Raw genomic sequence first — 12,845 nt, 5'->3', positions numbered from 1 at the left:
TATTGTAGGGAGATTTTATGTTGCTACTCAATGAACATTTACTCAATCAAATTCTACCGATTGCTTACCAAGCCGGTAATTATCTACAAGATTTTTATCAACAGCATATTGATATACAAATGAAAGAAGATAATACGCCGGTCACAGAAGCGGATCTTTTCATCAGCCAATTTTTAACTGAAAAACTGACCGCACTTTTTCCTCAAATACCGGTTTTGTCAGAAGAAAATTGTCATCTTCCTTTTGAGGAACGCCAAAAATGGAAAGAATATTGGTTAATCGATCCCCTTGACGGTACGCAACAATTTATTAATCGCACCGATCAATTTTCCGTTTTAATTACCCTCATCCGTAAAAATAAACCCGTGTTAAGTATTATCCATGCGCCGATTTTATCCTTCACTTATTATGCGATGGAAGGTTTTGGTGCGTTTAAAAAACAAGGCGATCAAGTAAAAAAACTGGCTACAAACAGCGTAAATCTTAACCGCACTTTTTCTGATTTCCCATTGCGTATTGCAGTGGGCGCGAGAGAAGCTCAGGAAAAAGTGCGGTCAATTTTGCCGAAAGATTTTCCTTGTGAATTTGTTGTGATGGGTTCCAGTAGTTTGAAAAGCGGTTTAGTGGCGGAGGGCATTGTGGATTGCTATGTTCGTCTTGGGCAAACCGGAGAATGGGATACGGCAGCAGCAGAGGTGTTATTGGGGGAAACCAACGGGCAAATTTTCGATCCGAAATTTGCACCATTGACATACAACCGACGTGAAATACTGATTAATCCCCCTTTTGTGATGGTGGCGGATAAATCTGTTAATTGGGCATCTGTCTTTCAATTTAATTGATTGGTTAGAGGGGGAATTTTCGTTAGAATAGCCCATCATTTCACTCGGTATTTTTTATAAGGATAATTATGCAAACTGAGAACAGCTGTATCGTCATTTTTGGCGCATCCGGTGATTTAACCCACCGAAAACTTATTCCGGCACTTTATAATCTTTTCAAAATCGGACGATTAGGCGGGAACTTCTCTGTGCTTGGCGTTGCGCGTTCGGAGCTTAATGATGAAACTTTCCGTACGAAAATGCGTGAAGCTTTAATCAATAATGAAGATACCACACCTGAAACCCTTGATGAATTTTGCCATCATCTTTATTACCAATCTGTGAATACGGCAGATGCCGCAGACTATGGCAAATTAGTGCCTCGTTTGGACGAATTACACGATAAATATCAGACCTGTGGCAATACACTCTATTATATGTCCACCCCACCAAGTCTTTATGGTGTGATTCCCGAATGCTTGGCGGCACATGGTTTGAATACGGAAGAATACGGTTGGAAACGTATTATTGTAGAAAAGCCTTTTGGTTACGATGAAAAAACGGCGCAAGTGTTGGATGTGCAAATTCACCGTTTCTTTGAAGAACATCAAATCTACCGTATTGATCATTATCTTGGTAAAGAAACCGTGCAAAACTTACTCGTGTTGCGTTTTTCCAATGGCTGGTTTGAACCGCTTTGGAATCGTAATTTTATTGATTATGTTGAAATCACCGGTGCTGAATCCATTGGCGTTGAAGAGCGTGGCGGCTATTATGACGGATCCGGTGCAATGCGGGATATGTTCCAAAATCACTTATTACAAGTGCTTGCAATGGTGGCAATGGAACCGCCCGCAATCATTAACGCGGACTCAATGCGTGATGAAGTAGCAAAAGTGATGCACTGTTTACGCCCGCTCACGCAAGAGGATGTGGAGCATAGTTTAGTGCTTGGTCAATATGTCGCAGGTGAAGTGAACGGCAAAATGGTGAAGGGATATTTGGAAGAAAAAGGCGTGCCGGCAGATTCACACACTGAAACCTATATTGCGTTGCGTTGTGAGATCGAAAACTGGCGTTGGGCAGGTGTACCTTTCTATGTACGTACCGGTAAACGTTTACCTGCTCGTGTGACAGAAATTGTGATTCACTTTAAAACCACGCCACATCCTGTATTTAGCCAAAATGCGCCGGAAAATAAACTCATTATCCGTATTCAACCGGATGAAGGTATTTCAATGCGTTTTGGTTTGAAAAAACCGGGAGCAGGCTTTGAAGCCAAAGAAGTATCAATGGATTTCCGCTATGCGGATCTTGCCGGAGCACAAGTACTGACCGCTTATGAACGTTTATTGCTGGATGCGATGAAAGGTGATGCAACCCTATTCGCCCGTACGGATGCCGTTCATGCTGCATGGAAATTCGTTCAACCTATTTTGGATTACAAAGCCAACGGCGGACGAATCCATGATTATGAAGCCGGTACTTGGGGACCGGTGGCGGCGGATAAACTCATTGCCAGACAAGGCAAAGTATGGCGTAAACCGAGTGGATTGATGAAGAAAAAGGTATAATTGATGAACACAATAATCTTTGATACAGCCCAACAAGCGGTTGAAAAAATTGCACAAGAATTAAAAATATATAGTGAACAACAACGCCCGATTCATATTTCATTATCAGGCGGAAGCACGCCAAAATTATTATTTAAAACTTTAGCTGAAGCGCCTTACAATACGGAAATTCATTGGGAAAATCTGCATTTCTGGTGGGGGGATGAGCGAATGGTTTCGTCACAATCTCCTGAAAGTAATTATGGCGAAGTGCAAAAATTATTATTCGATCATATTCAAATTCCCACTGAGAATATTCACCGAATTCGTGGTGAAAATGAACCGCACTTTGAGCTGGAACGTTTTCAAGAAGAACTAAGTGCGGTCATTCCTGACGGCGTTTTTGACTGGATTATTTTAGGCATGGGCGCGGACGGGCATACGGCTTCGTTATTTCCATATCAAACCAATTTTGATGATGAAAACCTTGCAGTTATTGCAAAACATCCAGAAAGCGGACAAATCCGTATTTCTAAAAGCGCAAAATTAATTGAGCAGGCAAAACGCATTACTTATCTTGTTACAGGCGAAGGAAAAGCGGAAATTTTAAAAGAAATCCAAACAACACCGACTGAAAATCTACCTTATCCGGCAGCTAAAATTAAAGCCAAAAATGGTGTAACGGAGTGGTATTTGGATAAGTCGGCGGCGGCATTGTTATAGTGGAAATTTTAGCCCATATTTTGACCGCACTTGTTGCACTTGAACATTTCTATATTCTCTATTTAGAAATGTTCGCTATTGAAGGAAAAAGCGCCAAACGTATTTTTGGCTTAATCGATGACTTTATCGCCCAACAGAAAGTGAAGGTGATGTTTGCTAATCTGGGGTTGTATAACGGATTTCTGGCAGCTGGGATTATTTTCGGTTATGCCATTCAGCAAATGCCTGTGATTTATTTCTTTCTAACCTGTGTGATTATCGCCGCAATTTTTGGTGCAACCACAGCAAATAAAGGCATTTTGGTGAAACAGGGATTACCGGCGGTGTTGGCGATTATCTTACAAATTGCTTATCAAAATTAATGCTCTATGGGGAAAAATAATCATGCTCGATTTTACACCATTGGAAAAAGCGATTTTCCGTTTAGAGGAAGGGTTAAATCGTTATCAACAAGATATCAGTGATGTTCAAATTCGTGATGGTTTAATTCAGCGATTTGAATTTACCTATGAACTCAGTCATAAAATGTTAAAGCGTTATTTAATTGCTGTTTCACCCAATCCGGAACTTTATGATGGTATAAGCTTTCAGGATCTTATTCGTACAGGCAATGAATATGGATTATTGCAAGGCGAATGGTTAGATTGGAAACAGTATCGTGAAATGCGTAGCCGAACGAGCCATACTTACGATGAAGATACTGCAATTCTGGTGGTGCAAGGGATTCCTAAATTTTTAAGTGAAGCGAAACATCTTCAAAAAAAATTAAAGAGCGGTCAAAATGGACAAAGTTTTTGATATAGAACCCAAACATCTTGCTATTGTACAAGATATTTTACGAACTCACTTGGCTGGCTACGAAGTGCGGGCATTTGGTTCTAGAGTGAAAGGCACCGCTCGCAAATTTTCGGATTTGGATTTAGTGGTCATGAGCGAACAACCGCTTTCATTACTGCTATTCGCCGAAGTGGAGGAAGCCTTTAGTGAAAGTGGTCTCCCCTATAAAGTTGATTTGCTGGATTGGGCGACGATTTCCGAAACATTTCGAGAAATTATCTCTCAAAAGTATGTGGTCGTTTCGGAATAAAGATAGAGTTCTATAATAGATTATGCATATTATTTAATCAAATTTTATTTGGGGAAATATGAAAAATTATATAAGTATATTATCATTTTTAATGCTATTTTTTATGCACAATAGCTATAGCTACTTCTAGTCAATCCATATACGCTGGTCGAGGTTTTAGAAATATGACGGATAATGCATTAAAAAGGTTAGAGGAATCAAGAAAAAGCTAAAAGAATCAAATAAATAACTAATAGAGTTTTGTAGAAAAAATCTATGTTCCTTTAGAAAGGATATAGATAAATATTATATTGAGAAAAATGTAAATGGTGAATATTTAATACTTGATGATGGCTCAATATATAAAGTATATGATGATTTAATATCATCTCTATGGAATGAATTTGATGAGGTAATTATAACAGGTGATGGTAATCAAATTATTAACTTAGAAACTAGAGAGTCTGTAGAGGTGATTCAAGTTGAATAGTTCATAGAGTGTGTGAAACTTATTTCAAGCACGATAAGTTTTACCTCTATGTGTAAATTATCTCAATTCATACATTCTACCAAAGTATTCAAAACTTAGTGCAAAAATTGCACTCCACCAACAGGAGAAAAAAATGTCACAAAAAGGCGATATCGGCGTTATTGGACTCGCCGTAATGGGGCAGAACCTCATTTTAAATATGAATGACCACGGGTTTAAAGTGGTGGCGTATAACCGCACTACTTCAAAAGTGGATGAGTTTTTACAAGGGGCGGCGAAAGGTACAAGCATTATCGGTGCGTATTCCTTAGAAGATTTAGCCTCTAAATTGGAAAAACCGCGCAAGGTGATGTTAATGGTTCGTGCGGGCGAGGTGGTGGATCAATTTATTGATGCATTATTACCACACTTGGAAGAAGGCGATATTATTATTGATGGGGGCAACTCCAACTATCCGGATACAAATCGTCGTGTAGAAGCCTTGCGTGAAAAAGGGATCCGTTTCATTGGTACGGGTGTGTCGGGCGGCGAAGAGGGTGCACGTCACGGACCTTCCATTATGCCGGGTGGTAACGAAGAAGCATGGCAATTCGTGCAACCGATTTTACAAGGTATTGCGGCTAAAACAGAACAAGGTGAACCTTGCTGTGATTGGGTGGGGAAAGATGGCGCGGGTCATTTTGTCAAAATGGTGCATAACGGCATTGAATACGGCGATATGCAACTGATTTGTGAAGCCTATCAATTTTTAAAAGAAGGTGTGGGATTATCCGATGATGAATTGGAAGCCACCTTCAATGATTGGCGTAAGACCGAATTAGATAGTTATTTAATTGACATCACCGCGGATATTTTAGGCTATAAAGATACTGACGGTACGCGTTTAGTGGATAAAATTTTAGATACCGCAGGGCAAAAAGGGACAGGGAAATGGACAGGAATCAATGCCCTTGATTTCGGTATTCCATTAACTTTAATTACAGAATCTGTTTTTGCCCGTTGTGTCTCCGCCTTTAAAGATCAACGTGTGGCGGCAAGTAAACTGTTCAACAAAACCATCGAAAAAGTAGAGGGCGATAAAAAAGTTTGGATTGAAGCGGTGCGCAAAGCATTATTGGCATCCAAAATAATTTCTTACGCACAAGGTTTTATGTTAATTCGAGAAGCCTCAGAAAACTTTAATTGGAATATTAATTACGGCAACACTGCTTTGTTATGGCGTGAAGGTTGTATTATCCGCAGCCGTTTCTTGGGCAATATCCGTGATGCTTATGAAGCCAATCCTGATTTGATTTTCTTAGGTTCAGACGCTTATTTCAAAGGCATTTTAGAAAACGCAATGAGCGACTGGCGCAAAGTGGTGGCAAAATCTATTGAGGTGGGGATTCCAATGCCATGTATGGCATCGGCGATCACCTTCTTAGACGGTTACACCTCAGCCCGTTTGCCGGCTAATTTATTACAAGCTCAACGGGATTATTTTGGTGCGCATACTTACGAACGCACTGACAAACCACGTGGTGAGTTTTTCCACACCAATTGGACAGGACGCGGCGGTAACACAGCCTCTACAACCTATGATGTGTAATTTGTAAAATACGGGATACTATTAGACACCGCGCTTTAAGAAAGTGCGGTCACTTTTTACATGATTTTGGAGGGAAAATGTTATCTCAATCACGTTTAGCGAAATTAGCCGAAATGGAAAGTATTCTGAATGAAGCCAATGAATTTTTAGGAGAGGTCGAGACTCTTCTTGAAAAATGGCAAGCCTTTTTACCTAAGATGAAACGTTTGGAGAATTATTATTTTGAAGGTGATTGGCGAGAAGATTTTGAAGCTTATGAACAAGGCGAGATCCCGAAAACCCAGCCTTGTGGTGTGCTTTCAGAAGATCTTGTCTATAATGCCAGTGCAGAGCAACGAGGCCTTGCTATCGAATATTTAAAAGTGATCACTAAAATTTTAGAGTAAAGAAATCGTTAGCTATGATGTAAGATTCTTTTCTTAAAATGAACTTTTATTCAGTGATATTAGTCTTATAAGGTGCTATCACGATGGATAGTTTTTAATTTTATACGGAGAGATTTTATGAAATTAATAACAAAATCATTGGTTATTGGTATGACGCTTATTGCATTAACTGCTTGCAGTAATATGAACCGCACTCAAAAAAATACGGCTGTCGGTGCTGCATTGGGCGGTGCTGCCGGTTATATGATTAAAGGTAATACCGCAACGACATTGGGTGGAGCCGCATTAGGCGGTTTAATCGGTAGTCAAGTGGGCAAATAAAGAGAGATTATCGACCGCACTTCGCTCAATTATTCAAGCAAAGTGCGGTCATTTTTATAGGGACATTGCGTTTCTGTTAGAATTTATACTCAAGTTTAGCTGAGATATTTGTTTGTTTGAGTTTTGCCTTGGACAATGCGTGGCGATGGTTCAACTGCAACCCAAAAGAAAGGTTTGGAGTCATCGCTACTTCTACTGATGCTTTGTATAACATCCCATTTCCTAATTGTCCCGTATTGAACCATTCGCCTTGATTTCCTGTCGGTGAAATCAGAATTTGCGGTGTATTGGTATGATTATGTTCATAGAATACGCCTGCTTTCAACCTTAATGTCTCGCCTTGCCAGCTTAAATAAGAACCGATTTGCTTTGTGAAAATATGATATTTCTTGCTATCGACACGCCAATTCATTTGATCATTAATGCTGGTTGATAAATGCTGGTAGCTTAAACCCATAGTCGGAATGAGGCTTAATTGTCCCACCGGAATTACATAGCCCAAATTGGTAAAGAGTTGAAATTGATGGGCTTTGAGTTTTGCAATATCTTTTGTGCCGAATGCTGAAATATCGCCTCTGTGCCAATGATACCCTGTACCTAAGCTAAAGCGAATCCGTTCCCTTTGATGACGGAGTGCTAGTAAACCGGAAACGGTTTTATATTTGGCTTGGCTGTATCCATCAACGGCTTTTGGTTCAACGGTTTGTTTTCCGTAGGCGATCGCACTGTGTAATGTTGTGTTGTTATTAATAGCAACATAACCGCCCAACAAGGAAGTATGTTGTTTGGTATGATAGTGATAACCATAGTCCACAAAATTAAGGTCGGTGTTGTAATGGCTATGAGTATAGGATTGTATGGCATATAGCCCTTTGGTGTTTTCTGAATGCACATTGTCCCAGAAAATATTTTTTGTCTGTTCACCCTGATAGTAAAGCGCTGTATTTGACACTAAATAGGATGGCACTCGTGCATCAATTTGTGCACGGGAGGCTGGTTGTGTCGGCATTGTTGGTGTTTCTACTTTTGGTAGCGTTGGATTTTTCGGTGTTACAGGAGTTTCTTCTTTCGGTGTAGTCGGAACTATTGGGAGCGTAGCTTCTTCAACTTTCGGTTCTTCCTGTTTTACTGCACGGATAACAGGTTCAAGTTGCTTTCCGTTTCCATCGATCATAATATTTTGCAAGCGAAAATCGGTAAAATGGCTGTCTCCGTTCTCGCTAATACGATTGTCATCGGCATTCGCTATACCGCTCTCTACACTCACCAATGTCAGCGGATATAAATAGCCGCTACGTTCGGCACTTAATACTTGCCCGATTTTCAGCCGTTGCAAGGCATTTGCGTTTTTAGTTTGAATTAATGAAATTCCCTCGTCTGCATCATAACGTCCGTTTTTATTTTCATCGGAATGACCTTGTTGAGTACCGAGTAAATGAATATCTATTGGAATATCCATTTCCGAGTTTAAGTCGTTAATTAAAACTTGATCGTGCTTCCAATCTTTTATATTTTCGGCATTATTATTTACAGTGAGAATAAATTTTCCGCCTTGGTTGTTTAGTTGGTTAAATGACAACGTGTTGCCACGAAATGTTTGTGGATTGGTAATAAATAAACTTGGTGAAATTACAGCTTCTTCAAATAGCGTTGTCTCGTTTTTGATTTCCCCTCCTCCTGCCAATATTGAATTTTGCCGAATATTGACCGCACTTTTGTTGATATTGCCATTTACTTCAAAGATACCGCTTTGAATATCCGTTATTCCTTCGTGATTAAGCTCTCCGTTTACTCTCGCATAGCCTGCTCCGGTTTTGAATAAATTTCCTGTGCCTTCAACTTTTGAGCTAAATTCAATGGCTGTATCCGTATTCAAGATGAGGTTTGCATTTTCCGCCAAGTGGATGTGGTGGGAGGTGAATGAGGCATCATTTTTAATTTCAACTTGACTATGCGGAGATAGATCAAGCCTGTTTGCCTGATGTCTGTTTCCTGTGTAACTCAATGTACCTGCTTTGACATAAACATTATCCAAATTGGTATTCCCTTGAAACGATAATTGGCTTTCAGACTCTGTTGGGGAATAGATGAGGTTGAGTGTGCCTTGCTGATCACCTACCGTTCCGATAATTGCCCGTTGCTGATTGAGCTGATAGGTCAAGGTTGCTGGTGTCGGGCTATTATTGATGATATTGCCGTTTAACGTTGCGGCGCGTAATCCCTGATTCTCCGTGTCGACTTTAGCAGCAAGGGTAAAATTACGTCCGTTGAGATCAAATGTCCCCTTCTCCAATCTAATGTTACTGAGGTTGAGTTGCTCGTTATCCATTAAACGAAGTGTGCCCTTTTCTTTCACTACAACGGCAGCATAAGCCTGTTTTTCTCCTGCAGCATTGGCTTGTTGGGCGAGGGTGGCAATCCCTTCTCTCACTTCTAAATGTGCCGGATTGATGCCCTCCCCAACTTTGATCATCTCACCGTCACCAATCTTATAATAGGTTTCTTGTTCGATACTATTGAGGGATACCGCCTGATTTTCAGGGTTTCGTTTGTCACGATAGATAAAATTATCTTTCCATAACAGTTCTTGCAAATTGAAGCGGACATACTGCACATTCGAGCCTTGTACTTGCTCGTAAAGTAAACCAATATCACCGTTTGGTAATTCCGTTAAACTGTTATAGGAATAAGAGCCTTCATCAATCGTGGTATTATATTTCCATAAAATTGAACCGTCAGTCTGTACTTCTCCCAACCAAGCTTTACCGTTGCGTCGGGAACTGGCGTGAGGATTGGCGAAAACGATATATTCCTTGCCATCGATCAGTTTGGAATAATGAATTACGGACATTTGTGAATAAGGATCTAATAAGGCGGATTCTCTTAATCTTGCTCCTTTGTCCCAAGTCATTCCACCATCGTGACTGGTTGAAATAATAACAGCACCGCTACGGTTACGGGAAAACATTTTAATGTCACCGTTATTCATTTCGATAACTTGGGATTCGGTGATTTCGTAATCTTGCGTGTTTAAATAACGTGCTCCACCGATTTCATCTAAGTAGGCATCATTTGGCGAAGCGCCCCGAGTCCAAGTTTTTCCACCGTCCGAACTGATAATCACAGCAGCAGATTGTTTATTGTCCCGATTGGTAAAATAAACCGGAATCATAATATTGCCGTTTTTTAATTGAATGCCGGTTCCTGGACCTGTACCTAAAAATCGCATCCAATCTGCTTTGACTTGCGTGGTAATATCCGTAGGATTTGCCCATGTTTTGCCGTTGTCATCGCTATAAGTCATCCATAAATAACTGGTATAGTGTGCGTTAAAGGGGCCGCTATCATGCCCGGCACGTTTTGAGCGGAGAAAAATATTGCCGACCCGTTCATCCGTACTGATCTTGATAATATCGCCAAGATTTTGAAATGCCTGAGCAGGATCGCCCTCTGTGATTACTTTATAATCTTGAGCAACACCATCACGATTATAGATAATGCCCCCCTCGCGAACTGTGTATCTCGCGCCACTTTCATCGGTAATTAGGCGATACCATTTTCCGTTGACATTAATATGCCCGTTTCCCTCTGACTCAAAACTTGCCTGTGAATTGTTAAACATACCAAAAAGAGCTTGTGATTCGGGGAACATATCAAAAACCATTATTATTCTTCCGGTATTTTTATCCTGTGTCATTACTGCATCAATCACTAATGCCGATTCTGCCGCACCAAGATCTGGATAAGGTTGTTCCGCCAAATCAACCACAACTTGATCATCCTGCCAAGTAAACCCTCCGTCTAAACTGCGACGAATCGCCAAATCAATATTTCCCCAGTCATAAAAATGTTGATTACGCTTGTCGATTGCGGCAATCACCACGCCGTCTTTGGTTGTAAATAACCCTGGGATACGATAGCTTTTCGCTCCGCCTTGCCCTGGCTTAAAAATTTCATATTTTTCGCTCATCATTGCGCCCATGGCAGAACGCTTTTCGGCAAAAAATGCGATTTTTTCGGCATTTTTGGCAATATCGGCTTTTTGTTTTTCCACAATATCTCTGTGTAAGGCTGCGATAGCCTCGTTTGATAACACATCATCTGTTGCGCGGGCATGGTAAATTGAACCCACAAAATTATTTGACGGATAATTAGCGCGTTTCAATGATCCCACTGTTGCGCTCGTTAACCCATCAATATCCTCAAAAAATTTTGATTGATTTGTCGCTTTTTTCAGCTCGCCATTCACATAAATTTTAATTGTTTGATTGGCTTTATCGAAAGCATAGGTAATGGTTTTAAATTCATCAGAAGAGGGAATAGGGGGCGTCACTAATTCGGAATTGGGAATTAAGCGTGTGTGATTATCGGTTCTGAGTTCGACACCATATTGTTCATTACCATTTCTGGAATTGACATAAAAGGCAATGTAACGCACATTGGAGTTCGGATCGCTTACGCCCAGTAAAGTGCTGAAACCGCCACTTGGCTTTACTCGAAAAGTTAGTGTGCCGGAACCCAGTCCAAATACGCCTTTCTCATTAAACTGTTCGCTGACATCAATAGGTTGGCTGAAATTTTCTAAGCTAGAGAAATCTAAAATTGCCGTTGAAGAGGGAGAGGCAGAGAAACTAAAACCTGAGAGAAAAACGGAAGAAACAAACAAGGATACTGCAGTTTTTTTGAGGAAATGAGATTTTTTCATTGGAATACCCCGATTATTGGATGGTGGAAATCACAGCGATGCGCTGTATTCTTTTGAGTGTAGTGATACTCCAAAAATAAAACAATAATGAAGTTTTAATTTTGAGAGCTTTATCACAAAATTAAAACAGCATTAAAATAATAAAGTTCTATGAACGTTGATCGGTCTATTAATTTGTACTTCTCAATTCATGGAATAGTTAAAGTGCGGTCATTTTTTCAAAATTTTCCGGTATTATGTAGCAAATACACAAAAACAGAAATTTTAATAAAACGTAGGGACACACTGCGTGTGTCCGTTATAAAAATCAAATTATTTCAATAGGTTAAAATTCGGACACACGCAGTGTGTCCCTACAAGAGAACAAAAAAACAACTTTGTGCAACTGCTACATAATATTGAAATTTTCCTATAAATAATCAAGGCAATTTCTGTTTTAACGTAGTAAACTAGAGCGGTGATTACCCCTAGGAGATGACGATGAAACCTTACCTTATTGCCCCTTCCATTCTTTCAGCCGACCTTGCTCGCCTTGGAGATGATGTTCAAAATGTGCTTAATGCCGGTGCAGATCTGATTCATTTTGATGTGATGGATAATCATTATGTGCCAAATTTGACTTTCGGTCCGGTTATTTGTCAGGCTTTACGTGATTATGGTATTACCGCACCGATTGATGTGCATTTGATGGTTAAGCCGGTGGATCGGATTATCCCTGACTTTGCCAAAGCGGGGGCGAATTATATTACTTTCCATCCGGAAAGTTCCGAGCATATTGACCGTTCTTTGCAGTTGATTCGTGATCATGGTTGTAAATCCGGTTTAGTGTTTAATCCTGCAACGCCATTGAGTTATTTGGATTATGTGATGGATAAAGTGGACGTGATTTTACTTATGTCCGTGAATCCGGGATTCGGTGGACAATCCTTCATTCCTGCCACATTGAAAAAGCTACAACAGGCACGAAAAATGATTGATGACAGCGGTTTTGATATTCGTTTAGAAGTGGATGGCGGTGTAAAAGTGAATAATATTGCGGAAATTGCTGCTGCCGGTGCGGATATGTTTGTGGCGGGCTCGGCGATTTTTGATCAACCGGATTATAAACAAGTGATTGATCAAATGAGACATCAACTCGCGACTATCCAAGGATAGGATTTATCTTGGATTTCCTCATTTTGTAGTATGGAGA

General features: G+C 40.2%; 11 protein-coding genes. 10 read left to right on the top strand and 1 reads right to left on the bottom strand.

From position 1 onward, the window contains the following. The first annotated feature begins 17 nt into the window (after positions 1-17). The 9 genes from cysQ (at position 18) to A3GE_RS0109150 (ending at position 6,948) form a co-directional block, all read left to right on the top strand. Positions 18-842 carry a 3'(2'),5'-bisphosphate nucleotidase CysQ gene (cysQ, locus tag A3GE_RS0109190; RefSeq protein ID WP_018356970.1) on the top strand — a complete coding sequence of 275 codons (825 nt, stop codon included), beginning with the start codon at positions 18-20 and terminating at the stop codon, positions 840-842. A gap of 68 nt (positions 843-910) precedes the next feature. Then, a complete protein-coding gene (gene zwf / locus A3GE_RS0109185) occupies positions 911-2,395 on the top strand; it encodes a glucose-6-phosphate dehydrogenase (protein ID WP_018356969.1) in 1,485 nt (494 codons plus the stop codon). Positions 2,396-2,398: 3 nt separating this feature from the next. Beyond that, positions 2,399-3,097, top strand: a complete 699-nt coding sequence (gene pgl, locus A3GE_RS0109180) for a 6-phosphogluconolactonase (RefSeq protein WP_018356968.1) — start codon at positions 2,399-2,401, stop codon at positions 3,095-3,097. Beyond that, a complete protein-coding gene (locus A3GE_RS0109175) occupies positions 3,097-3,459 on the top strand; it encodes a DUF1304 domain-containing protein (RefSeq protein ID WP_018356967.1) in 363 nt (120 codons plus the stop codon). The genes pgl and A3GE_RS0109175 overlap by 1 nt, the downstream gene beginning before the upstream one ends. Before the next feature lie 22 nt (positions 3,460-3,481). Beyond that, positions 3,482-3,895, top strand: coding sequence for a nucleotidyltransferase substrate binding protein (locus A3GE_RS0109170; protein ID WP_018356966.1), 414 nt, complete (start codon positions 3,482-3,484; stop codon positions 3,893-3,895). Further along, positions 3,879-4,184 (top strand): nucleotidyltransferase family protein, encoded by a 306-nt coding sequence (locus A3GE_RS0109165; RefSeq protein WP_018356965.1) that lies wholly within the window; start codon positions 3,879-3,881, stop codon positions 4,182-4,184. The genes A3GE_RS0109170 and A3GE_RS0109165 overlap by 17 nt, the downstream gene beginning before the upstream one ends. Positions 4,185-4,786: 602 nt before the next feature. Then, complete coding sequence (gnd, locus tag A3GE_RS0109160) at positions 4,787-6,241, top strand: decarboxylating NADP(+)-dependent phosphogluconate dehydrogenase (RefSeq protein ID WP_018356964.1); 1,455 nt, start codon at positions 4,787-4,789, stop codon at positions 6,239-6,241. A gap of 77 nt (positions 6,242-6,318) precedes the next feature. Then, positions 6,319-6,627, top strand: coding sequence for a DUF4298 domain-containing protein (locus tag A3GE_RS0109155; RefSeq protein WP_018356963.1), 309 nt, complete (start codon positions 6,319-6,321; stop codon positions 6,625-6,627). A gap of 117 nt (positions 6,628-6,744) precedes the next feature. Then, the gene (locus tag A3GE_RS0109150; RefSeq protein ID WP_018356962.1) at positions 6,745-6,948 is read left to right on the top strand and encodes a glycine zipper 2TM domain-containing protein; all 204 of its coding nucleotides are present in this window, start codon (positions 6,745-6,747) and stop codon (positions 6,946-6,948) included. A gap of 76 nt (positions 6,949-7,024) precedes the next feature. On the opposite strand, the gene A3GE_RS11630 is transcribed toward A3GE_RS0109150, so the two are convergent. Beyond that, positions 7,025-11,653, bottom strand: a complete 4,629-nt coding sequence (locus A3GE_RS11630; RefSeq protein WP_018356961.1) for an exo-alpha-sialidase — start codon at positions 11,651-11,653, stop codon at positions 7,025-7,027. Positions 11,654-12,133: 480 nt separating this feature from the next. Here A3GE_RS11630 and rpe point away from each other — a divergent pair, with 480 nt between their 5' ends. Further along, a complete protein-coding gene (gene rpe, locus A3GE_RS0109140) occupies positions 12,134-12,808 on the top strand; it encodes a ribulose-phosphate 3-epimerase (RefSeq protein ID WP_018356960.1) in 675 nt (224 codons plus the stop codon). Positions 12,809-12,845: the final 37 nt, after the last annotated feature.

The sequence above is a fragment of the Rodentibacter pneumotropicus DSM 21403 genome, from assembly GCF_000379905.1.
Taxonomy (GTDB): domain Bacteria; phylum Pseudomonadota; class Gammaproteobacteria; order Enterobacterales; family Pasteurellaceae; genus Rodentibacter; species Rodentibacter pneumotropicus.
Note: the sequence above shows the minus strand (reverse complement) of the source record. Positions and strands in the feature narration are given on the sequence as shown.